Raw genomic sequence first — 26998 nt, forward strand, 5'->3', positions numbered from 1 at the left:
TGAGGACAGTTGACAGTTGACAGTTAACAGCGATTATTAGTAGTTATGCAATTTAGACGCGCATCAGCTTAGTCTGTATTTTGCCGCAGAGTTGGTATTACTTAAGATAAATTAATAGATTCAACCCTGGGATGGTGCGGGATAGTGTCCACAGAACTAGTGTGATGTAGAGTACGCCTAAACTCCATTGATACCAAGCCAGGGTAGCGATAATTCCCGGTAAATGTTCGTCTCTGAGGCGAATATCGTTAAATCCCAACCTGACTAAATTATTGAGGCTAAAGTCATAGTAATTGAGCCAGTTCCAATGGCGATCGCTTAATAATGGCATATATCTTTCCCGAAAGGTGGGATTTCTGGGAATGACTGGTAAACGTCCAATCAGTAACCGCAGTTGTCTAAAGGTTCCGTCTTCTGTGAAGTAAGAAACATTGATTAAATCGTGATAACGACCTTGTTGATAAAGGCGCATCAATAAAGTTACAGGTACGGGAACGATAATAATCAAAATACAGCCGAGTGTGAGCAAAGGCTGTTCCGCATTCTGAAAAATAGCTAATAAACTAAAAAACTCTAAACAACTAAAACTAATCAGAACAGAAACGGTTTCGTAGTAGGTGGGAATAATTGGTACAGGACGCAGACGACGGGCGCGATCTACCAACCAAAAAACTAACCCAAAATAAGCGATCGCTACTCCCCCCACCCCGAACACTAACCAAAAGTTTGTACCGTAGCCACTCAACAACAGCAATACACTCAAAGCTAACCACAGCCAAGCTTCCAGCAACCAGCCTCCCAAGGAGAGAGGTTCAGCAACTACCAGGCGATCGCTCAGTTTATTGTATATTTCTAAATCAATGTCTGCTAAACTCAATAACTCACTACTATTGCGAAATGCTTTGATTTGCCGACGTTGGTCAATGACATTTGCTTGTGTAGGAGAAAAACCCAACTTAACTAAATTTACTACAGAAGCACTATTAATATTCGTGCCGATTAAACGTTTACTTAACTCTTTGAGGCGTAATTGTTGTTTGGTATATTCTAATTGATTTGCATCAGCAACTTGCTGTTGTTGCCGGAAATTCTGCCCCAAATTTCGCAAGACATTTTGATTACCTTGTAATGTAGGGATATCAAACATTTGTCCAATCTGCCCAGGATTACCTAAAATTTTGGCTTGATTAGAATTAAAAGTTAATCCAGGCACATTTAAAAATGATGATGATGAGAATATGGCATCACTAAAATCTGCTTGATTGAGAATACTTGCACCACGTAAATCTACAGGTTGATTAAATAATGCTTCTCGAAAAATGACTGCTTGCTCAAAGGTTGTTTCTACTAAAGATAGTGACTGATTAAAATTAGCTCTGGTAAATTGTGCTTGATTGGCAAATCTCACCCCAGAGAAATCGGCATTATCTTGCCACTGGACACCACTAAATTTAGCCAATTGCTTAAACTGGGCTTCATTGAAATTAACCACACTTTCAAAAGTGATTCTTTGAAAATTAGCCGTCTCCTGAAATTGGGTCTGTTTGAAATTAGCTTTATCAAAGAAAACACTGTCTTGAAAATCGCTGACTTGTCTAAAACTGGCATTATTAAAGTTTACCCCACGGCTAAATCTACTTTCATGCCAGTGAGTTGGCTGGAGAAAGGTAGCATTTTTAGCATTGACAGATTGCAGAAAAAACGTGTTAACAAAGGTTACTTCTCCGTTAAATCGGGTTTGTTCCAGAGTTAAAGCACCGCGAAAAACAGTCACATCACTTGATACTGTTGACTGAGTTCCTAGCAGCGATTGGCAATCTTTAGAATTAGGTAAACTTACAGCCAAGGATTGTAAACAAACCAGGCGCAAGCGTTCTAATTGTTCTTGTTCAGTTTTGGTAAAAATGGGAGCGATCGCCTGAGCATATAAAGGTGTTCTTAAACCCAAATCACTACCCACAAAATCCCCTTGAATCAAAGAATGACTCAGGTCTAAACCCAAAGGCTTCGCACCAGTTTTTTGCAGTTCCTTACGCAACAATTGATAAAATCCATCTCGAAAAATAGAGTTTTCTGGACGCAAATCAATTACCAGTTGCCGCAAATCTACAGTTAAATTCCCTTCCCGTAGAGTTGGTGTTCGTAATCGCTCTTGTAGCAGTTCTAAGGTTAATGGAGTGCGTTCTGGTTGTGCTGGTGCAGCCCAAACTGGCGAAGGGAGCAGTAATACTAACAACGCACACAAACTTATAAAAAATTTAGCTTTCCGCCAGCAAGTCAACAACGTATGCAATAGGATTCTCTATCATTCATCGCTAATCAGCAGAACAATTTTACCCGCAATACTGCCAGATTCAAGTAACTGATGAGCTTTAGCTGCATCTTGCAAAGGAAACTGATGACTAACGTGAATTTTTAACTTACCTTGATCAATCCAATCAGCACATTCTGTCAAAATTTTCGCCTGGTGTTGCTGCGCCTCCACTAAATTTAAAAACATCGGTGTCAGCATTAATTCCAAGCCAATGCGTAAATTGCGGTTTCTGGCAACTTTCCAAACTGTATTTGCATCTGGTTCCAAAATTGTCACAATATCGCCGTAGATACGCACTGCGGGAAAGGTTTTGTGAAAAGTTTCGCCGCCAACAGTATCAAAAGCTAAATCTACACCTTCGCCGTTTGTCCACTCTAAAGCAGCTTGGGCAAAATCCGTATTTTTATAGAAAATCACATGATCTGCACCCAGTTGTTTCACAAAATTCGCCTTATCTTCCGAACCAACCGTAGTGGCGACAATTGCACCTTTCAGTTTTGCTAATTGAATCGCTACATGACCAACACCACCCGCACCCGCATGAATTAAAACTCTCTCTTTTGGTTCTAATCTTCCTCGTTCATATAAAGCCTCCCAAGCGGTGATAAGTACCAAAGGTGCGGCGGCGGCTTCAGCAAAGGTCAGAGAAGCTGGCTTATGGGCAGCAAAACGCTCATCAATAACAGTATATTCAGCGTAATTGCCTTGATGTCCCCCTAAACCACCATTGCAAAAATACACTGCATCCCCCACACGAAAACCTTGGACACCAGCACCCACAGCTTCTACAATACCCGCACCATCACATCCTAAAATGGCAGGCATTTGCTCAGGGTAAAAAGTTCCACGCTTGCGTAGTTTAGTATCAATGGGGTTAATACCAGCCGCTACCAAACGAACTAAAAGTTCTGTACTACCCACAGGAACGCCAGGATTGGGTACTTCCTGCAATTGCAGTACTTCAGGATTCCCCGGTGCGGTCATCAGAACAGCTTTCACAATTGTTTCCTCCAGACTGAAGTTAGATGCACACTTATTATAGGCAGGAGGCTTGACAGGTGAAGGTTTTTTAAAATTATAGCGGTTGACTGTTGACTGTTGACAGACTTGAAAGCTTTGTTTTGTAAGGGTTTTATCTTAGCTTGATGTCCTAATCTATTTGGCTGCGGCTATAAGAGCAGTTCAAAGACTTTAGGACTTATGCACCCAGATTTTCTGTTGAGACCGGACGAAAAAACCAAAAATTAAAAAACAAAGGTACTACGAACACTTGTAACCCAAATACTACTATTAGTATTGTTGTGTTCTGGATTAAAAATTACATATAAAGCAGGAGTAATAGTAATATGTTCTCCTAGTTGATAACGATAGAAAATTTCAGCATGGTATGTTGTATCTACATCTGTGCGTCCAGCAATATCATTGCTCACTAATTTAGGTGGCATTCCGAATATAAAACTGAAAATATTACCTTGTTTAGCAACATCTCTAAAAGCTAGATTTACAGCCCAAGTCCAAAGTTCAGATCTAGCTCCTTGAAAAACTTTAAACTCGTTTTCTTGTGTAGACGATTCGGCGATCGCTTCAGTATAACCAACCCAACCAGAAACAGTAAATTGAGGGCTAATATCATAGCTAGTCTGTACACCATAGGCATTAGCAGCAGTAGCAGTGTTTTTACCAAAGGGGAACTTTCCGATTTGACTACCTGTGTTAGCTGTAATATCGGGATAATTTTCTGGTTGAGGAGAGTAATAACGCAGATAAGTAAGACCAAAACCCCAATTCCGGGTGGGTTGCAAATTGAACTGAGTCAGAGCAGCAAATTGACCATTAAAAATTCCAGCTTGCGGTAGTGGATTAGCACCATTTTGTGAGCTAAACATATAGGCCATACTCATACTAATGGTGTTGTTAAATTGATAGTTAAATGCCAGACCACTGCCTTCACTTAAACGCTGGAGAGGATTCCGTCCTCCCCAGCGAGAAGCACTACCCACTGGATTAAAAGGCTTAACAAAAAAGTAAGAATCTAACCCTTTAGCAGCTAACCATATCTGCCCATTTTGATTAATAGGAAATCTGTAAAATAAATTGCTAATATCTACTTTATTATCACCTCCAGTTTCAAAATCATAAAGAGTCATATCTGTGCCAGTATTACCATTAAAATAACCATAAAAATTACCAGATCCTAATCTAATTCTTAGTTGGTCATTTCCGGTAAAGCTAGTATCAAAGCTTAAAAATAATCGATTAGAAAAGGTTGTTATTATATCTATATCTCTACCTCCTGCTTGATTATTTCCAAATGCTTGCAATACAGCAAAATCTATTTCTCCATTTAGCTTAGTAGTCGTTGAGAATTTTTGTTGCAGTAAAGGTTTTGCAGATTCAAGATTCTCGACTCTAGTTTTTAATTTAGATAACTCTAGCCGATTTGTTGTGATATAGCTTTGAATAGTTTGTATATCTTGATTTAAATTTTCATTTTGAGTATCAAAATTGATTTTTATATAATTTATACATTTATTTAAAATCAGGGAATTTTGCCAATATTCTAAGTTGCTATCTCTAAAGTTTTTCCGATCAGTATCATTATTAATGCAATCATATTTATCTACTATTTGAGATATGATTTTATACTGATTGTTTAGTATTTTATCTTTTTCTAACTCAGAAACATTAGTAATGATATCGAAACCATTATCATATTTTTGTTCTTCGACATATATACTTTGTGTCAAATTCACAACAGTATGAGTATTTAAATTTTTATCTATAAACTCTTGACTGTCATTGGTATATTTTCCTGGTGCTAAGGATAGGCAAGGGCGTATTGATATAATCAGCAAAACTAGTCCTAAATAAAAGACATTAAACTTCCGGTAAAGCCAGGTAAACATGAGAGTAAACTTATTCATATTTTGCTAATTTAAAATCAAAACTAGTGCTTCTTCAGCCCTAAGCTGAATATGAATTTCTCCATTGATAATCGATTTCTTTTCACCAGTTTCTGTAACTTCATATTGACTAATGCCTGGTGCAGGAGATTTCAATTTAAACTCTCCCCCTCTAGTTGAATAAGCATACAAAATGCTTTTACATATAGAGTTATTATTTTTATTACATTTTTCATATTCTCGCAGCATGAAAATATCTTGATCACGATGAAATTTATTTGGATGAAGAAAGCGGGTATCTCCGTATCTTAAAACAGGGTATTTTTGTCTTAAATGAGCCATTTTTTTTGTTGTTTGGTATAGGCTATTTTTCCAACCCAGTGAGTTACTCCAAATCATCATTGGTCGATTAAAAGGGTCTCCACCTATTCCAAATAATCCTTTATGTTTTGGGTGATAGGGAACAGCTAATCCAGTTTCCATCCCATACATAATCATTGGTACACCGCGAGCTACAAATTGAAACTTAATTAGACTGGCATAAGCACTATCTGACATATTTATGTAGCGTGTCTTTAACCGAGGAAGATCATGATTTTCGGAAAATGTAACCCAACTTTTTGCATCCGTATCGGAAATAGAATCAAGAGATTTCCTGGAAATTTCTAAAGTTGCTGCTGGATTCAACAACCAATGAAATATTCTTCTGACAAAGGAGTAATTATAATAATTACCTTTTCGCCCTAAAATCGTTTCTTCTAGCATATAAGTACGACCGTCCCAGGCTCTATCACCTGCAAAAAAACGGCGTGCTGAGTTACTTAAATCAAAATCAAATTGTGTAATATTATTTGTTTTTTTCAAAAAAGAGATACTTTCTGGATTACGATATCCCCCACTAAAATACTCACCAATTAAAATTGCTGATGGGTTAATGTCTAAAATAAATTTCTCTAGCTTCTGCCAAAAGCGTAAGTTAACGTGCTTGATGGAATCTAATCGAAACCCTACTATCTGCGTACTACCATTGTTAAAAGTCAACCAAAAACGAACAGCATCTAGTAAATACTTTTCAACTTCTGGAACATCTTGATTCAGATCAGGTAGACCTTCTAGCATCCCCTGTTCTAGCATTTTTGCGTTTGGACGATTAAAATCAATCTGCTTTGGCGGATGAAACCATTTCTTTCCTTTTGGATCTATGCTCCCTAATTGACGATTCCAGTAAGATGCTACTAATTTACCTTCTCTGTATATAGATCCATCATCTACAAACATGGCGGCTGGACTGTTAGGATTAAATACAAACGGAATATTAGAAAAATGAGAGGGTGAAGTATGATTAAGTGTTAAATCCATAATCACCCCTATTCCTCTTTTACCAGCTTCGTTGAGCAATCTTCGCAAAACTTGGAAACGATCATTACCTATCCCATCATTGGGATTACGAAAGTGTTCATCAATTTCAAACCAATCTTTTATCCAGTAGCCATGATAAGGTGAAAAAACATGAGTATATAGATTATTTTTTAAACCTTTTTCTTGATGAGTTCGGTACAAATAATTATGGAATTTAGGATTGTATAAAATGCCATTTGCATTATCTTGTATGGGTGAAATAATAATTTTAGTGACCCCTAAATCTTTTAAGTAATCAAGCTTTTTAATAATTCCTTCAATGTCTCCCCCCCAATATAAGCCCATATAAGTTTTGCTAGGATCATATGTATGCTGGAGAAGTAATTGATTCATTTTATTGTATACATCTTCTTTTGAAGTCTGCTCTACAATAATATTATTATCCAGTGGAGGTGTTCCGACTTTTGGTTGAGTTGGATCAACTAACCACATAATTGAGCCATCTACAAACTGTAAAACAAATTTAAAGTTTTTTACAGGTATTTCAGATTTTATAGACTTTTTATAAATTCCATTAGGTTGGCGTAACAATTTATATCTTTCGTCTAAATCTTGACTCCAATTACGAAAATCTCCAGTGATATAAACTGCCTTCACTGGAGGTATATATGAGGGAATTTTATTTAAAGTAATCTCCCAAGAGTTAGGGATATATACATTTTGAAAACTATAGGCATAGGGAAATGCGTAATTTGGAATATTGTTATTAGGATTACCATCAGAAAATCTATCTACTAAAATGTAGTATATAACATCATTCCCTAAATTTCCCTTTGATTTTTTGACAGGGTTTATAACAATATCTTCAATAAGAATATTTTGAGAAATTCCTAAACCTAATTTGGTGGATAATTTATTGACTATTACCACTAAGACCAAAAAATATGCAAAAAATATTAGTATTAACTTATAATGTTTCTTCATTGTTTAAATTGACTATTTTCTTTGAAAATTCATTAATAAAATTCTGAAAATCAGGCAATTCTTGAGGATTGGAATTAATAGGTAACATCTGCTGAACTTGTATCTCATTCATTTGTCCAGCAAATTGAAAAAATAAAATATACAAATTCTCAATAAAATTAGTAACTACATCAACAAAAATTGCTGTTACTAAAGTGGTAAAAATAACTCCTCCTACAGAGGAAAATGCCCACCGTGCATTCAGGTTATATTTGTCTAAAAATAGTCGCATCCGCCAATTCAAAATATATTGAAGTTCCCTCCAGTAAGAAGGAAATTTATATAAATTTCTGTCATATCTTCCTAACCTGATAGATATTACCTTAAATTTTTCAGATAATATTATTAATTGATTTTCAATAGATAATAAATATAAATAAATCAACTCACTAAGATTGAATCCCAAAATATAAGCAAAAGATTCTCCTAAATAGAAACTTAACATTAATCCAAATGGAAAATATATAAAAGGCGAAAAATTTATTTCGCCTGATTGAAAAAATAAAATTCCCATTGTATAAAATGACCAAGATATTACTATCGAAGCATAATCTATAAAAGGTTTTAATATTAGTTTTGGAATTGGTATAGCATCACTTGTAGTATTGAGTTCTTGATGCAAATATTTTGATAATATTTTTTTTATAGGATGTATCCGTTTAACTAATAAATTGAGGGTTTCTTTTTCTATGTACAACTTTAGTATTCTTCCTAAGAAAATTTTTTCATAAATTAATCTATAAATAAAATATTGAATTATCGTATAAGGAATCAATCCAGCAAAGGTAAATGCTCTTAACCAACCTCCTTGATAATTTGAAACTAAGAAAAACCCTAAATCACATCCAATCTTCCATGTCATAAAGCCCAATACTCTCTCAAAACGTTTTTCCAAAATCATAGTTTGGTAATTTAAAGATTGAGTATGATGATGTATGTTTTTCCTAAAAATAAGCTCTTGAGAAATTATGTACCCACATAAAGGTAACAATATTTGACCCAGTTTACTAAGTCCATAGCTAATTGAATACGAATTAACTGAAAAAGGAAAATTGTCCATAATAGAAATATAAATAAAATCAAAACATTATTTTTTTATGGGCAATACTTTAATATAATTAGGCTTCTTCCCCCGATGTTTATTTTGAAAATATGCGGTAAGTTTGAATAGGTACCATTAGTCGTATGAAACAATGTGTGAGGAGCATAACCATACTGCGCTTGCTGGAGGGAATAAGATGGGTAATTATTCCAATCTCCATCAAATAATACTTGCCATTTACCTTCAAATCCTTCTGGTGCTGGTAGTTCGTAATGTAAGTAGTGTCTAAACGCCTGTGGTCCGAAGTTAAAAACAATAACGAGTGACTTTTCTGGTTGATATAAATGCCTACGAAATAAAGCTAACAGAGATGTGGAGCGATCGCAGTAATACACATCAGTGTGAAAAAGTGGTTCATGAGTATATTTATTCAAATCAGTATATAGCCGGAAAATTTTTCGTATCTCGACCATATCGATACGATGCTGTGCATGGATATGATAGATTTTTCTCTCCGATAAACCGGTTTTTTTCCATGTTAAAATGTCTTGAGGATTAATATCTTCCCAGGTACTTTTCCAACGATCTACTTCATCTAAACGCCCTAATGCTAGAGAATCAACTGTATGGACAAACATATAATTTTGATTAGCAAGGAACATTGTAAATACTTCTGCATTTCTGACAGTGCGCCTGACAAAATCTAAAAGATTTTCTGGTGCTAAAAGTTGCATAATAACTAGTTCTTCACCTTGATTTTTAGCTAATTGTGCGGGGTTAGCCCCATAAGCCCAAGGAACGTGGGGGCGAGAATTAGCAATATGATGGCAGTACCATGTTTCATCATGCAGTTGAGCATATATAGCTTCGCATCTGTCGGTTTGATTAGCTTGATTTATTTGCTCAATCAATGGAGAAATATCTGGATATAAAGGGCGTTGCATTCTCGAAGGTGGTTTGTAGAGTTCTTCCACAATCATGAATCCTCGTGGTGCATAGAAAATGTCAATAAATTCCCTAACAGTTGGATTTATACTTGTTTCAAAAGCTTCTCCAAGAATCATAATTTCTGGTACAGCTTGACGCAATGCTGTATTCAACTCTCTAATAAACTTTTCTCCAAAGTTTTCACTTCGATTTGCATACTGAAGTATGAGGCCATCAATATAATCTATTCGTATTTTGTGAAAACGATATGTTTTCACAAAAAATACTATTTTTTCTATAAGTATTTCTCGAATCTTTGGATCAGCTAAATTGAACATCCATGTTCCATAATCTCGAAATAAAAATGGGTTTCTATCAACAAATAAATTATTACTATCTTCTAATTCAATTTGATCGAGGGATTCTGAAAATGGAGATTTAACTTGATGAGCAAAAATTAAATCCGGAACTATTTGAATTCCGTTAGCGTACAACCTGTCTACTAAACATTTAAATTCAGATGTATTTCCAATTTGCCAATCTATATTACCAATGTTGTATATAAGATAATTAAATTTAGGATCGAGATGAGATCGGTCTGCGACTGAAGACCAAACTGGGACTAGAATTTCATCAACCCCTAAATCTGCTAACCGTTCTGGAATATCAGTATTAATAATTCGTTTAGCAATAGAAATTTGTAATAAATCTGCTATATTATTAGGAGCATATTTACCATTTTTATATCCAGCTAACAAACCTTCAAGGGTCGTTTCCATTAATACTTTTGCATAGCTATATTTTGGAGGGTTATTTTTCCATTGATAGGTGGGATTGGGTACATAAGATAAACCATAAATCTGTTCAATTTCACCGATTGTATTGATCAGTTGCCAATTACCTTGACTATTTTTGTATCTAATAGCCATTCTTTTTCCTGGAGATATTTTCTCTAGTTGCAACGACCAATAAGGAAAATCTACTCTAGGTGGATTCAAGCTTTGCCAATTCCTGTAACCCACTCTTACCTGAACATCAAGTTCTTGATAAAAATTGTATGTCTCTGGGATATTAGAAAATGTATTATTTTTAGGCAGGTAGATTATTAAATCTAAATCAATTGTGCCATCCTGAAAAATGCGGCTAATATGGGTTATGTGACTGGGGATGTAACCAGAGTGCCATTGCTGTAGAGGTATTTCATCATTATTTTTTTTTTCTATTAGATGTATGCGCTGACTAATATCTTCTAGTATTGTCCTGATGTTTGCGGTATTTCTTATCCAATGTTCTGGTGAAGGGCTTTGACTCTGCATTTCTTATTTTTCACTGCTTAAATCTTTATAACCTTAAACTTTTTACCAGGATTTAAAGTTTGTTTTTTGGCTTAATGTAATTATTTTCTATAAAACATACACGTCTTAAAATAAGAATAGAATAAGAAAAATTTAAGAAACACTTATTAGTAGGCGTAAATATAAGGTTTGTGCTACCAGGAACAATCTGGGGGTGAGAGGACGATGGGAAGAAGATCTGACCCTGGGGGAAGCGTTTTTTCTTGAACCGCGACAAGGTTTAAATCTGGGCAGGGTTTTGAGATAACGAGTGAAGCGAGAGACTGTGGCATAACTGCCGATATAGTCGCAGGCGCGAATTTCCTCAAACAGTTTTTGGGTGTTGTGGTTACCGCTATTCCAGCAACTGAGGAGGTAATCATGATAAGGGTTGAGAAGACTGAGACCTTGGTCGCTACGTTGGCGACGTTCTATAAAAGTTGAGCTACGCAAGTAATTAAATACAGTAGTTTTAGAAACTCCCAGTTCTTGAGCGATTGCTTGTCCTGACAAGCCAATAGTTCAAGGGGCGACAAGCAAGCTAAAGTGCTTGCTTGTCGCCCCTTGAAGTTAAAAACCTTTGTAAATGCCGCCTACGACTATTTTGTTGTATCGGTAAAGGTAGTGTCGCTGCCAATCTTTCTATCCTGACCTGTTTCTGATTTTGTAACAACCACACCAACATCTTCAGGGTGATTAACTGTGCTTTATTTAGGTATTTTTCTAAGAAGTTTTGGTAGCATGATGCCAGCATTATGACAACGGTCTTGGTTAAATTACGAGACCGTTCTTTTTTACCACGAAACCGCTTCCCACAGAAGAGCCTACCACCCTCATACACTTCATTCTCAATCAGCACTCAAATTTTTCACGGGGTCTGTATTCCCTAAACCTTTATCTGGCTGGGTTTAGAGGCGATTGTCGCCCCTTGAACCCTTTATCTTTCGTTTTCATGGGTAAGTACTAGATTTATCTGCGATTGCGACATTGTAGCGGATAACGATTACCCCGCCATGTTGTCCAACCATCGGCAATCTTAGTACGACTGTTGTATCTAAGATACCAATTATCTTGCTCTGCACCTAAATAGCGAATTCCTAAATCCTGTCTTTGTCTGCTGGAAAAACGTTTTCCTAAAGGAACCCACGCACTACCATTATCACTAAACCGTCCAATGAGACGGACACCAGAAGTAGTAGAACAAACATTACCATCACAAGTCGTTTGTGGGTCGTCTACTACTTTCCATTGCATTTGGGCTGGTCTACCGTCAATAGTACAATCCCACAAACCAAAAAACCACTCACCCGCAACTTGGCTAGCTTGAGTATGACTAGATATTAATACCAAACTTGCAGGAGCGATCGCCAAGCCTAAAAGCCATTTTGTGATGTTTCTCATGATACTTTACCAATACCTAAAGTTAAGCTGTACCTTCCATTAACTCATATGTATTAGCGTTGCTGTTTATGCAGGTAATCGATTACCCCGTTACCACTAATAGCACTAAGTCATCCCCTTTCCTGCATATGAAATAAAAAGCCCCCGGAAAATTCCAGGGGTGTTTAAGTATGCCATCAACTCTATTCCTAAATATAGAGAATGCCATTTACTGGACTTTAGCGCATCCGCATAAATGCAATAATTGCATAATTTTAATGCTTTTTTGGAAACTAAGTGGAATTTTGGTCAGAGAAAATGTATATGGATGGTAAACTGAGTTCGGGACAATAAATCCTTAAAACCCTTGATTTATCTTGGTTCTGGCTGAAGCTCTGTTTTGATATATTCTCAATAAGAGTCATTCACACATAACCTATAGTATAGGTAGGGGTTTGGCAAAAGTCACAAGTGCGATCGCAACCCAAATCCAACACGACTGAGCCGATAGGTAATAACGAGGATTCAGAAATATTATCAGTCAAGTCATAGCCCCCACCTAAACAAGCTTTAGCCACACTAAATCTTGTTTAGTTTTTGATCGCATTCCGACTTTTTTGGAAGTTCTCTGGACTAGTTTCTAATTCCACAAACAAGAAATCAATACCTTCTTCCTCCAATAATGCTAATATAGCCAGGTTTAAATTTTTTTCAGCCTCAAAATAGAGATTATCATCATTCACAAATGCCATAACTTCAATCACACGGGCATTATCTTCTATACTCTTAAAGCGCACTGTGCATGATGGAGAAAAACCGGCTATAGACTTAGGTATTTCTTGAACAGCATTACAAATTCTGGCGGTTTGCTGTGCTGAAATGCCATCAATTTTCAAAATTAAATTCACTCCCCACTTTAATTCTTGCCCTGGATTTTGTGACCAATTTTCTACAACTCCAGAAATCATTCTATAATTGGGCATTTTTATGATTGAACCCCATTTAGCTACATGAAGTGTTGTAGTTCTAAATCCAATATTGAGGATCTGCACAAAGCCATCTACTCCTACTATTCCTACCCAGTCACCTTCTCGATAGAGACTATCAGAATAAATAATAAGAGTGCAAAACCAATCATAAACAATATCTTTCAACAGCAAACCTAAAATGATACCAGCACCACCTAATAGACCAACTAATGCTGCGGCTGACTGTCCTAAAAATATTTCACTAACCTTAATTGTCAAAACAATAATTGCGGCTGATTGAAAAATTTTTGGCATTAAAGGTCTGAGCAATTCATCAAGCTCTGTTTCAGTATGTAGCACTACATTGGCTATAATCTGACCCAAAATAGAAGAACCGCGATAAACAACATAAGCAACTATAAAAATAACTATTAAATTGAGTATCTTACCAATAGTTGCACTCAGTTGTAGCCCTAAATCTTCTGAGATAATTTCTTTAACTAGCCAAAATCCAGTAATCAAAATCAGCCAATTTAAGGCAGGTTTAATAATTGCAATTAACTCATCATCAAATTTATTTTGAGTTTTACTAGTTACTTTCTCAATACTTTTAATAATAACTGTGACAAAAAACCGCCTTAATGTTTGTGTTACTGTCAATATCAGCAGAATAGCCGCTATTTTAGCAAGGGGGATATTGGAATAGTTGATATTTTTGAGCGCGTTCCAAACTACATCGATATTCATAAGTCTGTCATTGAGTTTCTGGGTAAGTTTTTCTATCCCCAAATCTGTGTTAATCCCAGATTTGGGGATAGGTAAGAATGTCAGCTATTTTTTGAACAAATTCCGTAAATTAATCTGTATTGATGGCATATCAAACTACAATTTAATTTTCGGAATTATCTATGTGTATTCTTAAAATTTTGCTATTTAGTCACACTAAAAGCCTGACAAAGAATTAACCCAAACCACTGCTGAGGATCTGTCCAAACTTTCAGCGTCCTCAGTCCGTGCATCTCCAGTTCTTTTTGCATAATCGCTAAATCGAACTTGCGAGAAATTTCAGTCAAAATCTTTTCTCCAGATTCTAAGAAAACTTTTAAATCTAAAGGTTCTAGAGATACCCAATGACTCTTATGGCTATGTAGATACATTTCTATCTGAGTATCTGCTTGATTATAAATGGCTTGGTGAGTAAATAAATTGAGGTCAAAATTACCTTGAAACTGCCCATTTAAATGGGAAAGCATATTTAAATTAAAAGCAGCAGTTATTCCTTGATTGTCGTTATAGGCTGCTTCTAAAATATCTTTGGGTTTTTGTAAATCCATACCCAATAGAAAGTAATCACCTGGATTTAAAGCGTAAGCAACTTGGCTCAAAAATTTGTCTGACTCTTGGGGATTGAAATTTCCTATCGAACTTCCCAGAAAGAAAACCATCCGCGAGGAGGAAGCATTAGAGGCTAGTTTGATTAACGCTTGTTCGTAAGTTCCTACTAAACCATCAATTGATAAATTAGGGTACTTTTTTTGCAGCTTCAGGACACTAACTTTCAGAATTCCACCACTAATATCAATTGGTACATATTTTGATAAGTTGGCAAGTTTCTGGTAAGCATCTAACAGGAAAATAGTTTTGGTAGAACTACCGCTTCCTAACTCTATCAATTCACATTTGCCAGTGATTTGAGCAATTTCATTAGCATATTCACGCAAAATCCCAGCTTCTGTTCTGGTGGGATAATATTCTGGTAACTCGCAAATTTGTTCAAATAATTCAGAACCGCGATCATCATAAAAATATTTCGACGGTAAAATCTTTGGGGTTTGAGTTAATCCTTGAATAACATCATCCCCATCATTTTTAATAAGTTGATGATGGGCTGTAAGCATTTGAACATTTTCTGTACGCATTGTGAAATTTTCCTGAAAATTTGAAATTCAACAGTAGCATAAACATTTTAGAGGTCAATTTTAAAATCAACGCTCTATTTCAAATTTTAGGGGAACACAACTGAGTGATAAACAATTAGAATATAGCAATCCGATTTGATTTTTGAATCACTCTTAGAGGTAAGGGACTGGGGACTGGTGAGTCAGCGACGGGTACGTAGGGGGTTTCCCCCATAAGCGACTGACGAACTCCGAAGGGGGGACTGGGGATTGGGAAGAAAGCAATAAATGTGTACTGAGTTTTATTCAAAAATCAAATATGAGTCCTATATAAAGCGATAATTTATGTATTAGAGAATACGTAAATTATGTATTTATCACTACAAACAGCAATTATACAGCTATTTCTCGCAACTGTAGCATAGGAAGTCGCTGATGATTGAATATTGCAATAATCAGCAATATTGGGTAATATACAGTATTTTTTTGGTAAAAATGTCCCCTACCTCATGATGACGTTGATTCTGGACTTAAGGCTTCGGTCGGTAAAACGTTCTCAATACCAGTAGGTAGAGATGGAAAACCATCGACTGCATCCTTGATTAAACCAGCAACAGGGACAGCAATCAGCAATCCTAGTAAACCGCCAATGTATGTTCCCACAAGCAAAGAAACTAACACCCAAATAGGTCTTAACCCTGTAAAACTACCTAAAAGACGGGGTGCGATCGCCTGATCAATAATTTGATCAATGACAACGGCTACGGCTAAAATCTTCAACGCTAACCAAAAGTCATGGGTAGCCACAATCAACGTAATCACAATCAAGCTGACAACATCACCGAAGGGAATTAAGCTTAAAAACCCAACTCCTAAGCCAAACAGTAACCCAAACTGTACTTGAAAAGCTAAAAACAAAAGAGTTTGAGAGGTTCCCATCAGTAAAGCTAAAGTCCCTTGTCCAATCAAATAATTTTGAAAGTTCTTCTGAATAGATTGGTTTAATTTTTGAGCCAAAGATATAGGTAACTTTTTAAATATTCCTTCCCAAATTCTTTGCCCATCTACTAACAGATAAAAAGTGATAACAACTGTAACTAGAGCTTCAGAGATACTATCTACTGTTTCTACAATAATCTTAAAAGTTTGATTAGAAACAGACTCTAATTCATCAGGAATTTTATCAATAATTCGTGTTAATATATGCCCTATATTCAACTTAAAATGTTGACCAACAGCCCAATCATTTAAGTTTTGTAATTTTTCTTGGCTAGAATCAATCCATAATGGTAAAACTTTGGCAATCTCATTAAATTGCTCTATTGCTATGGGTAATAAAGTGACACCTGAAGCAATTAAGATAATCACAGTCAGAACAAAAACTAATCCTACTGCATTATTACGTTTAATACCCCGTTTTTGAAGAGCAGCAACAGGGTAATTTAAAACAAATGCCAGTAATATTGCCAGTACAAATATTGTCACTAACGGTTTAAAATACTGGAAAAATGCAAAAACTAACCAACCATTTAAACAAACCAGAGGAAACAGTAGGGTTATTATTAACCATTTAAGCAATTGATTGAGTGAAATATTCATATATAGCTGTTGACAGTTGACTGTTGACGGTTGACAGACTTGAAAGTCTTGTGTTGTGAGGGTTTTATCTTGGCTTGATGTCCTAATCTATCTGGCTACGGCTATATAAACCAGATTTGATGGTTGAAAAATATAAGTATGTGTAGAATGGATATTGCCCACAAAAACCATGAGCCGATGGGCAATACCCACTCTACATAAATTTTATAAATCGAGCATAAATCTTATAGTTAATGTCAATTATCAGTGGTTTTTCTACTTACTTTAAATCCTTATTCTTACAGAAGCGGTATTAAAAATTATTGACCACTGACCACTGACTACTAACAACTGACAAAATTCAGTTTTATTCAGCAGTTAGAGCCAAAAACTGCTCATCATTTATCCGCCCTGCTTGGTGTAAAACACTAGTAATTTCGGAAATAGTTAAAACTGCATGACCCCGATAACCATTTGCTTGTAACTTATCTTTCACACCTTGCTCGTGGTCAATAAATACTACAATATCATGAACATTTAACCCTGCTGATTTTAACTTATCCGCTCCTTCCATCACACTCTTACCACTGATAAGAATATCATCAACTACAACTACTACTTCACCAGGATGAAAATTACCTTCTATTAACCTGCGAGTTCCGTGGGCTTTCACTTCTTTACGCGGAAAAATCATCGGACAATTGAGACGTAAAGCTAAACCAGTTGCTGTTGGTAAAGAACCATAAGGAATACCTGCTAATCTATCGAAAGTGAGATTTTTAACGATATTTTCATAGCCACTGAGGACTTGATTAAATACCTGAGGATTAGAAATAATTTTACGCAAATCTATATAGTAAGGAAAAACTGCGCCGGATGCTTGGACAAAATTGCCAAACATAATGCAATCAATATCGTATAGCTGCAAAATTAAATCATGTAGAGGGTGTTGCTTAACAGTAGAAACATCTGGTAGCCATACAGAACAGCTAGAAACATCACGAAGAGTTATATCCCTTACCTGATTAATTTCTGAACGTAGAGATTGAATTTCATGAGATAAATTTGCACTGGCTAACATATCTTGTGGAACAGGAATTAACAAACCATTCCCATCAGTATTTAAACCAACTTCTAAAATGCGGCTTAAATTGCCTCCTTCAGCCCAAATACTCCGTGCCATAATTATTCTTTCTGGCGCAACTTGGCGAATTCTTGCCAAAACTTCAGCATCTGTAGTGCCAACTTCTAGTCCTAATTGTTCTGGAGTACCCCAATTTTTTGACTCTTGTACAACTTGTAAATAAAGGGGTGATTCTCTTGTTGGATATTGCTGTAAAGCCTCTGCACCAGGGTTAGATGTAGAACATAGAATAAACACAGCCTTATCGGGATAAACTAAAAATGGAGCTACATGATCTTGTCCTGTATATGGGCTAAGAGTAATTGCATCTACTCCCCATTGTGTGAATACAGTTTTGGCAAAAATAGTACTTGTATTTAAATCGCTATGTTTAGCATCTAAAATTATGGGAATATGGCTGGGAATAGCAGCTAAAGTTTTCTGTAACAGTTGCAAACCAGGAATACCCAAGGCTTCATAAAAACCTAAAGTTGGCTTATATGCACAAACAAAATCAGCAGTTTCAGCAATAATAAATTGCAGCCAATCCCACAGACCATCTATGATATCTTCAGAGCTATAGCGTCCGGGCATCATCTCAGGATTTGGGTCAAGTCCAACAAAAAGTAAACTTTGATTTTGTGATATATTTTGATTTAGTTTGTCGGAAAAAATCATTTTATTTGTTAGGTAATAGGTAATATAGGAATCTGATTTAATTTCTGTTGGCGTAGCCTGAACTTACGCATAAAATTCTCAGTATCTGTAGGGTGGGTAATGCCCACCCTACCTAAATTTCAAAAATCAAGGATGAATCCAATAGAAAATTTAAATTCCTGCAAACCATTCATAACCCTGGTCTTCCCAATAACCTTTAAATATTGATAAATGACTAGCCAGAGTAATCTGAGTTACCCATTTACTCTGCTTATAACCAAGCTTAATTGGTGCAGCTAAACGTAAAGGCGCACCATTATCAATAGGTAAAGATTCTCCATTTTTTTCATAAGCTAATAATGTTTGGGGATGCAAAGCAGAAGCAATATCCCAACTTTCGTAATAACCATCAGCAGATTTGAAATAAACATACTGCACATTTTCTTTTGGTTGCGCGAGGGCAATAATTTCTCTTAGCTGTACACCACCCCACTGCACGATCGCCGCCCAACCTTCCACGCAAATATGGCGTATAATCATGGAAGTCAAGGGCAAGTTTTGGATTTCTGCCATACTCATGTTTAAAGGATGATTAACTTCCCCGTCCACGATTAAACGATATTTATCGACATCAATAATCGGTGTATAACGAAAGCTATTAACTATTAATGCTTCTGGTTGGATTTCACTTGGGGAAAATTCTGGTACTAACTTTTGAGGATTAAATATTAACTTTTCTACTTTTTGGTTTAATGGTTGAGAAACTGTACCCACCAAATCTTCTAAAGCTGGTGTGCCACAACCCCCTAATAGCAGACTTACACTTGATATCCCAGAAATATGCAGAAATTGTCGGCGCGTTAATTGTGGGCGGCGTATGTGAATTAAACCCATATTTTCAAGACCAATTAATTATATTTTACCAAAACATCGACTCTGTTAATTCTTCACCACCAGCTTTACGTCCTAATAAAGAGTGGACTATAACAAATATAATTACCATCGGTACTGAGGCAAAATGAACAATTCTTAGACTTTGCCAATTACCGAACATATCGACAATCCAAGGGAATTGAGCAGGTTTATACATACCTATACCAGTTAGTAGCGCTAGCAGCAATATGGGAATTATCGATGTGTAGATAATGCGATGCCAGGCGTATATTAAACGTTTATTATTTTGGCTTTTTTGCAATGCTTTGATGTCATTAGCACCTACAAATCGATGTCGCCAGCGTTGAGTAAATAATATATAAAATCCGTACCACAAAAGATTTAAAGAGAATAACCACATAGCTGCAAAATGCCAATGTCTACCTCCAGCTAACCACCCACCTAAGGTAAATATTGGCGGAATGTGTAAGCCGGCGCGTCCACCAAAAACGGGATTGGCGTTGTAAATTTGCAGTCCACTGGTAAGCATGAGGAATAAGCTAACGATATTAACAGAGTGGAAAATCTTAGCACCTATAGCTTGAGTGGGTAATTTGCGTTTTTTGGAAGGAATTGTCACAGTCATAAATAACGAGAATAAAAAATCTATGCCTTACCAGGCTCTGGAAGCTGAAGATTCAGTTCATTATTCTGAAGCTATTCATTGACTAGAACTGACTGCAACTAATAGTGGCGATCGCACTCATCCTACTTATCCACAGCAATTTATACATAGCATATCAGCAAATTGGTCATCAGCAAGCCGGAATTTTGTCAGTACAATTGATGCAATGAGTTATAATTTTTACTAAATCTACCAGGTCTTAGTGATTCCCTGAATTATGGACACACTTGCTTATTTGCATTTGGCTGAGACTTATGAAACATCTACCACAGATGAATCTTCCCCAGAAATATCTTGGACAAAGAACCAAAGCGGCGCTTTAATGTTGGTGGCTTCTTTTGCAATGGGTTCTTTAAATTGGTGTCTTCCTGCTGCGGCTGCTTTGAAAAAAGGTCACAGAAACCCTCAGGTAGCATCACTCCAACAAAAGTTGCGAGCAAGCGGATATTTTCCACAAGCCGCTACAGGATATTTTGGTTCTGTTACTGAAGCAGCTGTGAAGAGATTTCAACAAGCTAATGGTTTAAAGGCTGATGGAATTGTTGGGGCAGCAACCTTGGCAGCTTTAGAATCTACTGTGGGTGTATCAGAATCTAGTATCACCACTCCCCCAATACCTACGTCTAAATCTTCTCTCAAACGGGGTGATATTAGCGATAGAGTCATGTCTTTGCAAGAAAAACTGCAAGCTGATGGATACTATCAAGGAGCGATTACTGGAAATTTTGATGCCGCAACCCACGAGGCTGTAATTCAATTTCAACAAGCCAATCAGCTCGTTGCTGATGGCATTGTCGGCCCACGGACATCATCAGTTTTGACATCAAGTTCTAGGAAATTAGCGGCTTCGTTACCTCAAAAAACTACCCTCGAACCTTTTTTGGCACAGCAGCCACAAAAGCCACAGAATCCGGTAGAAATAGCACCCCAATCAGCCGCACCTCCCAGTTCCTCACAAAAAATGCGGCTCATCAAAACTATTTCTGGGAAAATTTCTCCTAAATCAGTGGTTTATTCGGGTAATGGTTTATTCTTTGCCCAAAATATGATGTACAACCACACAATTACTGTATATGACCGCAACTATGATTTAGTGAAAGTTATCCCCGATGAAGTAGATTTATCTAAATATGGTCATTCTCGCTTCAAGGGTAAGTATCGAGGCGCTCCAGTTGAAGCTAGTTTTTCTCATAATGGCAAGTATGCTTGGATATCTAACTATCAAATGTACGGGCCTGGTTTTAATAACCCCGGTAGTGATAAATGTCATCCATCTCAAAAAACTGACAAGAGTTTTTTATATCGCATCAATACAGAAACTCTCAAGATAGATAGAGTTATTCCAGTTGGTTCTGTACCGAAATTTGTGGCTACTTCTACCGATGAAAACCTAATACTAGTAAGCAACTGGTGTTCTTGGGATTTGAGTGTAGTAGATATTAATCAAAATAAAGAAATCAAACGGATTAAATTAGGCCCTTATCCTCGCGGAATTGTTGTCGATGCAGCTTCTGAAACAGCCTACGTTGCTGTTATGGGGTCTTACAACATTGCTAAAGTTAACCTGAGGGATTTTTCTGTACAGTGGCTGCGGAACATTGGTAGTTCACCGCGTCACTTGAATATTGATCCTGCGGGTAAATATCTTTATGCTTCTTTAAATGGTGAAGGCAAAATTGCTAAAATCAGCTTGCCTCAAGGTAATTTAGTCAAGAAAATCGCTACAGGTAATGCTCCCCGTAGTATGGTTTTATCAGCTAATGGTCAAACACTGTATGTTGTGAACTACGGTGAAGATACGGTTAGTAAGGTTCGGACTAGTGACATGAAGGTATTACAAAAAGTCAAAGTTGAACCTGATCCTATCGGCATTACTTACGATCCAGAAACTAGAGAAGTCTGGGTAGCTTGTTATTCTGGTAATATCATGATTTTTCAAGATTAGGAAGTTTGTCGTTCCTAAAATGCTATCTACAGCAACTTTTATCAGTATGAGGTACAGCGTGACGTAAATAAATCTACCCATGAAACGTTAACGCTGTATTAATTTGGAATTTTCTGATGCTTGCGTTTGCTGTCGAGTATTTGAGCAACGCGGTATCTTAGATATAGCGATCGCATTCATCAGTCACTTGAATATTCACCATCCCACTTGTGATTAGTCGCCCCTGGCTGTTGACACCAGGAGTTTTCTGCAAGCGGAACGCATCTTTATAACCGTTGGAGTAAGCTTAAACCGTGGGTATCAGTACCGCAAGTATTGAAAATGCCATACTCTTGGGCTAGATTTTGTATTTGCTCCGATTCAATCACACTGGGCTTCCAAGGGTTGGGGTTGTTGTAGGCGTAATATGTTTCTACACCATCAATCCCATATTCCGCCGCCGCCGGAATCAAATCAAAGTGAGATTTTCGATAACGTGCTGGATGCGCCAATACCGCTATCCCTCCGGCTGCATGAATAGCCTCAATTACGTTACCTGCTTGATATTCTCTATCGGTTGTTATCTTTCTTTGCAGATAAGGTTTCAGACTAGAATGTTCTGGTTGGAAAGCATAAGCCAAAATGTGAACCTCTACATCCAACAAATTGGCATTAATTTCTACACCACTCCACAGGTGAGGAGTTGTTACACCAGGATTGTTCCATTTCCAGTTTTCTAACCAAGCTTGCGCTGCCTCATACCCACCTACAGTATGATGATCAGTGATGGCAAAACCTTGTAGTCCAATAGCGATCGCCTGCTCCATCAACACACTTGGCTGTAATCTGCCATCCGAATAAACAGTGTGCATATGAAAGTTAAATAACTTCGGACAACTTTGAGCATCAATTGTCTGAAATACTTGCTTTAATAGTTCGGTGGAAGCAGATGTTCGAGCAAAATTTATAACCATAACCCCCTCTGAATAAAAATACTCGATTTCTCACAGACCAACACACCACACTTAAATAAAAGAGAAATACTTAGCACGTTAGATTAGTGCCAATTAGCAGAAATTTTTCAATATGTTAAGACTACGTTAGCAAATCTCAATGCTTCTGGTCATGAGTATTTCCAATTGCCTTCATAAGTAGCAGTGACGAATATTGCTATAAATACTATTTGCGTACTTAGGTAAATATTCAGATAAATAATCGTTAAATAATCTATTTTATAGAGCGATCGCAGCTTGATCACACAGGAGCCGTTTTTTAAATTTGTATCAAATACAACTTAATTTCATGATATTGTAAATCTACAAAAAGCTGAAATATGTTGTGATTTCTGGAGTAGTCAACAGCAAAAGTTTACTAAATTTATAGTAAGCACTTTAGTACTTAAGCATTTAAGCACTAAAGTGCTTACTAATAACACGCTTATCTGTAAATACTCCCGTGGCAGAATACTAGTACAGCGTGACCAAACTCAAAAAACCATTCTTACTATCCTGCAAAACCTGAAAGGATATTTTCCTCTCCCTCACAGGACTGACTCATCAAAAAACCTCATCTTCCACACCACGCCACCATTCACCCAAATTCATTAAATCTTGGTGAATATCTGCTAATTCCTCAGCATAGACATTTTCGGGAATAGTATCTCGGTGTTCTTGTAATTTTTTCAAGCGTAGTTGCACCAATAGCCAAGGTTTAGCAATGCTATCAGTGGATTCCATGTATTGAGCCAATTGTTTGCTATCCATATATTTCTGGTGTTGATTGTCCCACTACTTTTAGGATATGTAATACTAATTGAAAATTCAAAATCTACTCCTACAGAAAATACACCAGTTTGCGAGTAAGTGAGGAACAGAAGACAAAAAATAAACTCAAGCATCATAGTGTTTATAACTCCTGCTTTGTCTGCGACCCGCTCTGCAAACTTCCTCCTGTAGGAACTGGCAAATAACTAGAGAGCAAAGCAGCCACGATGAAATCGTGACTGCTTGTTTTGTTGAAGAAAAGATTAATTATTGCTGCTGGAGAAATTCACCAACAGACCTCATCTGACTGGACAACTAAGCTTTAGCATAATTCGCCGCAGCAAAGTCCCAGTTAACCAAGTTATCTAAGTAGTTCTTGATAAAAGCTGGGCGAGCATTTCTGAAGTCGATGTAGTAGGCGTGTTCCCACACATCCAAGGTTAAGAGTGCTTTTTGTCCATGAGCCAGGGGATTTTCGGCATTTGGAGTTTTAGTTACTTTCAGTGTACCGTTATCATCAATTAGCCAAGCCCATCCGCTACCGAACTGAGTTGCAGCAGCGTTGGAAAATTCTTCTTTCAATTTGTCGAAGCTACCAAAGTCTTGGTTAATTTTGGCTGCAAATTCACCTGTAGGCGCACCGCCACCTGCGGGCTTTAATGAATTCCAGAAGAAGGTGTGATTCCACACTTGAGCAGCGTTGTTAAAGATTCCAGCTTTAGAGGCATCCTTAAAGGAAATTTGGATGACTTCTTCTAAGGATTTATCAGCCAATTCTGTACCATCGGTAAGCTTGTTCAGATTATCTACATAAGCTTTGTGATGTTTGCCGTAGTGATACTCAAAGGTTTCACCTTTCATGCCATACTGCTCTAAAGCATTAAAGTCGTAGGGTAGTGGTTCCTGTACAAATGCCATTTTGTGAAGTCCTCTCTTTACCAGTTTCCATTTAAAAGCTATTGCAGCAGCCTGGGAAATTACAGGTTTGGTGCTGACTAGTTTTATATCCTTAAATCCTGGGATATAAAACTTAACATCGTCATTCTACTACCAAAGTGAAGATTCGGACAAAGTAGTTTTTTAATAAGTCAAAATCCGGTCGATCAATGACTAGAAATAAACACGGCTAATACATTTGATGTCAATCTTGATTAAAGTCTGTCAGTATGAGAATTATTGATGAATAGCATAAGACTTTTAAGCTTTCGCCTCCATCTCTCCGCAAAGGGGCTACTAAGCTTATAGCTTCATAACTCATCTTATTAACAATGTGGGGTACAAGATGATATTTAGATATCTCCTAATTTCAAAAATTCCCGTCTTTAGAAATAGGATTAAATAATTTTCTAATCTATCTAAAGTTAGATGAATTATTTTTTAACTACTTTAAAATGTTCACTACTAGTATCGATTTATCATAAAAATAAAAGGCTGTAAAGGGTTTTTGTAATGAATCTGAGATTAGATATCAAAAAGCCCCGCCTCCTTATAGCTGAAGATTTTATCAGTCGTCTGGTTGGCCAATGACTAACCAGAGTGGATACTTGGCATGGATAGTGGCATAAAAATAGGGAGTCAGTGTTGTATCACCTACTCCCTAATAAGTTGAAAAATTTAGAACTAACAACAGTTGACAATCACTACCATTGAGACAAGCGTTGTTGGTAGTAATCAACAATTTGGCTAGCAACATCCGATATGCTGAGTCCATCTGTGTGCAGTTCAACTGCATCTGCTGCTTTTTGTAGAGGGGAAACTTTGCGAGTGCTATCTTTCCAATCGCGTTCAGCAATATCTTTTTCTAGCTGTTCTAGACTTACTTCTGGTTGACCTTGTTTTTGAAAGTCTTGCTGGCGACGACGAGCGCGTTCACTCACGGAGGCGGTTAAAAAGATTTTTACTTCAGCGTCAGGAAATACATGAGTACCAATATCTCTACCTTCAGCTACCAGTCCGCCGCGTTTACCCCAGCGTTGTTGTTGCTTTACTAGTGCTTCACGTACAGCAGCTTGAGCAGCGATCGCCGATACTTGAGAAGTCACCTCAATCGTGCGAATATCCTGGGTAACATCAGTATCATTAATCCAAACACGCACCGGAGATTGTAAATCTTGGCTAGGAGTCAGCTCGATTTTACACTTGTTGGCTAATTCAGCGATCGCACAATCATCGTCAATGGCAATACCCTGTTGTAGCACTAACCAAGTCACAGCACGATACATCGCTCCTGTATCTAGATACACTAGACCGAGTTTAGTTGCTACTTGACGAGCCACGGTGGATTTTCCCGCACCGGCTGGCCCATCAATAGCGATGATAGGTTGGCGATCGCGCAAAATGGTATTGTCAATCAAACGTGTAGAGCCAAGACGAGCAGCGATCGCCAGCATTCCTTCCTCCTGAATTTTATCTAATGGCATTAACGTAGTCGGTTCAACCAATTCTATATATTCCACTAAAACACTACTAACCTTGGCTAATTCCTGCCGTACCACTTCTCGCAACCTACTGCTATAGCGGACACCTGCCTTAAATGCAGCCTCAGCTTGCAGCAAGCCACGATACAATACTGCTGCTTGCTGTTTTTCTGGAGCAGTTAAATACTGGTTGCGAGAGCTACAGGCTAAACCCGATGCTTCTCGCACAGTGGGACAAGCAACAATTTCTACAGGCAAATTTAAGTCAGCCACCAGCCGTTTAATCACAGCTAACTGCTGACCATCTTTTTGACCAAAATAAGCTCGGTCAGGTTGTACCAAGTTCAAAAGCTTGGTCACAATCGTCGCCACACCCTGAAAGTGACCTAACCGAGAATGACCACACAAGCCAGATATCATAACAGATGGAGGGATTACTTGTGTAACTTGAGATTCTTGTATATTTTTCTGGGGTATGCCTAATTCTTCCGGAGAAGGGGCAAAAATCGCATCAACTCCCGCCTGCTCGCACAATTGTCGGTCTTGTTCTAAAGTGCGGGGATATTTTCCATAATCCTCATTCGGGGCAAATTGCAGAGGATTGATAAAAATACTCACAATTACAGTAGAGTTTTCGTGCCGCGCCCGTTCAATCAGGCTCAAGTGGCCTTGATGTAAACTCCCCATTGTTGGCACGAGGCCAATTGCAGTCTGATACCAGCTAGTCATACTATCTAGTATCTGTTCTTCTGATGCTGTCAGCTGACTTTCCCAGCGACATTTATTTAAAAAGCAGCGTAAAGCCGCAACTGTTGTCAACAGGCGCACAA

The 26998-nt window shown here is 37.3% G+C and carries 20 protein-coding genes and 1 pseudogene; 1 reads left to right on the forward strand and 20 read right to left on the reverse strand.

Annotated elements, in window-relative coordinates; translation table 11 throughout:
• Positions 1 to 97: 97 nt before the first annotated feature.
• The 16 genes and pseudogenes from H6G14_RS09215 to H6G14_RS09290 form a co-directional block, all read right to left on the reverse strand.
• Positions 98 to 2245, reverse strand: coding sequence for a pentapeptide repeat-containing protein (locus H6G14_RS09215; protein WP_242053390.1), 2148 nt, complete (start codon positions 2243 to 2245; stop codon positions 98 to 100).
• A gap of 60 nt (positions 2246 to 2305) precedes the next feature.
• The gene (locus H6G14_RS09220; protein WP_190567049.1) at positions 2306 to 3313 is read right to left on the reverse strand and encodes a zinc-binding dehydrogenase; all 1008 of its coding nucleotides are present in this window, start codon (positions 3311 to 3313) and stop codon (positions 2306 to 2308) included.
• Between the two features lie 245 nt (positions 3314 to 3558).
• Positions 3559 to 5238: an iron uptake porin gene (locus H6G14_RS09225; RefSeq protein WP_190567051.1), complete on the reverse strand. Its 1680-nt coding sequence runs from the start codon at positions 5236 to 5238 to the stop codon at positions 3559 to 3561.
• A 6-nt stretch (positions 5239 to 5244) separates the two neighbouring features.
• Complete coding sequence (locus H6G14_RS09230; RefSeq protein WP_199326101.1) at positions 5245 to 7560, reverse strand: alpha-amylase family glycosyl hydrolase; 2316 nt, start codon at positions 7558 to 7560, stop codon at positions 5245 to 5247.
• The gene (locus tag H6G14_RS09235; RefSeq protein WP_206757602.1) at positions 7544 to 8659 is read right to left on the reverse strand and encodes a hypothetical protein; all 1116 of its coding nucleotides are present in this window, start codon (positions 8657 to 8659) and stop codon (positions 7544 to 7546) included. The genes H6G14_RS09230 and H6G14_RS09235 overlap by 17 nt, the downstream gene beginning before the upstream one ends.
• Positions 8660 to 8694: 35 nt before the next feature.
• Entirely contained in the window at positions 8695 to 10884 is a 2190-nt protein-coding gene (locus H6G14_RS09240; protein ID WP_190567056.1) for an alpha amylase C-terminal domain-containing protein, read from the reverse strand.
• A 189-nt stretch (positions 10885 to 11073) separates the two neighbouring features.
• Positions 11074 to 11424: pseudogene (locus tag H6G14_RS09245) on the reverse strand (ISL3 family transposase); the annotation flags it as partial.
• Between the two features lie 19 nt (positions 11425 to 11443).
• Positions 11444 to 11761, reverse strand: coding sequence for a hypothetical protein (locus H6G14_RS09250; protein WP_190567058.1), 318 nt, complete (start codon positions 11759 to 11761; stop codon positions 11444 to 11446).
• Positions 11762 to 11871: 110 nt separating this feature from the next.
• Complete coding sequence (locus H6G14_RS09255; RefSeq protein ID WP_190567060.1) at positions 11872 to 12303, reverse strand: DUF6006 family protein; 432 nt, start codon at positions 12301 to 12303, stop codon at positions 11872 to 11874.
• A 404-nt stretch (positions 12304 to 12707) separates the two neighbouring features.
• On the reverse strand, positions 12708 to 12860 hold the full coding sequence (locus H6G14_RS09260; RefSeq protein WP_190567231.1) for a hypothetical protein: 153 nt from the start codon (positions 12858 to 12860) through the stop codon (positions 12708 to 12710).
• A gap of 12 nt (positions 12861 to 12872) precedes the next feature.
• Positions 12873 to 13997, reverse strand: a complete 1125-nt coding sequence (locus H6G14_RS09265) for a mechanosensitive ion channel family protein (protein WP_199326102.1) — start codon at positions 13995 to 13997, stop codon at positions 12873 to 12875.
• Between the two features lie 182 nt (positions 13998 to 14179).
• Entirely contained in the window at positions 14180 to 15169 is a 990-nt protein-coding gene (egtD, locus tag H6G14_RS09270; RefSeq protein ID WP_190567062.1) for an L-histidine N(alpha)-methyltransferase, read from the reverse strand.
• 486 nt (positions 15170 to 15655) lie between these two features.
• Complete coding sequence (locus H6G14_RS09275) at positions 15656 to 16747, reverse strand: AI-2E family transporter (protein ID WP_190567064.1); 1092 nt, start codon at positions 16745 to 16747, stop codon at positions 15656 to 15658.
• 346 nt (positions 16748 to 17093) lie between these two features.
• A complete protein-coding gene (locus H6G14_RS09280; RefSeq protein WP_190567065.1) occupies positions 17094 to 18527 on the reverse strand; it encodes a bifunctional orotidine-5'-phosphate decarboxylase/orotate phosphoribosyltransferase in 1434 nt (477 codons plus the stop codon).
• 150 nt (positions 18528 to 18677) lie between these two features.
• Positions 18678 to 19400 carry a molybdopterin-dependent oxidoreductase gene (locus H6G14_RS09285; RefSeq protein WP_190567067.1) on the reverse strand — a complete coding sequence of 241 codons (723 nt, stop codon included), beginning with the start codon at positions 19398 to 19400 and terminating at the stop codon, positions 18678 to 18680.
• 25 nt (positions 19401 to 19425) lie between these two features.
• The gene (locus H6G14_RS09290) at positions 19426 to 20025 is read right to left on the reverse strand and encodes a cytochrome b/b6 domain-containing protein (protein WP_190567069.1); all 600 of its coding nucleotides are present in this window, start codon (positions 20023 to 20025) and stop codon (positions 19426 to 19428) included.
• A gap of 256 nt (positions 20026 to 20281) precedes the next feature.
• Here H6G14_RS09290 and H6G14_RS09295 point away from each other — a divergent pair, with 256 nt between their 5' ends.
• Entirely contained in the window at positions 20282 to 22009 is a 1728-nt protein-coding gene (locus H6G14_RS09295; RefSeq protein ID WP_190567071.1) for a peptidoglycan-binding protein, read from the forward strand.
• 266 nt (positions 22010 to 22275) lie between these two features.
• Here H6G14_RS09295 and H6G14_RS09300 read toward each other — a convergent pair whose 3' ends face one another.
• From H6G14_RS09300 to H6G14_RS09315, 4 genes are all read right to left on the reverse strand, one after another.
• On the reverse strand, positions 22276 to 22962 hold the full coding sequence (locus H6G14_RS09300; protein WP_190567073.1) for a PHP domain-containing protein: 687 nt from the start codon (positions 22960 to 22962) through the stop codon (positions 22276 to 22278).
• A gap of 582 nt (positions 22963 to 23544) precedes the next feature.
• On the reverse strand, positions 23545 to 23751 hold the full coding sequence (locus tag H6G14_RS09305) for a hypothetical protein (protein ID WP_011317816.1): 207 nt from the start codon (positions 23749 to 23751) through the stop codon (positions 23545 to 23547).
• Between the two features lie 315 nt (positions 23752 to 24066).
• A complete protein-coding gene (gene sodB, locus H6G14_RS09310; protein WP_190567075.1) occupies positions 24067 to 24669 on the reverse strand; it encodes a superoxide dismutase [Fe] in 603 nt (200 codons plus the stop codon).
• Positions 24670 to 25391: 722 nt separating this feature from the next.
• Positions 25392 to 26996 (reverse strand): bifunctional pantoate--beta-alanine ligase/(d)CMP kinase, encoded by a 1605-nt coding sequence (locus H6G14_RS09315; RefSeq protein WP_190567078.1) that lies wholly within the window; start codon positions 26994 to 26996, stop codon positions 25392 to 25394.
• Positions 26997 to 26998: the final 2 nt, after the last annotated feature.

It is taken from the genome of Nostoc parmelioides FACHB-3921 (assembly GCF_014696625.1).
GTDB classification, from domain to species: Bacteria; Cyanobacteriota; Cyanobacteriia; order Cyanobacteriales; family Nostocaceae; genus Trichormus; species Trichormus parmelioides.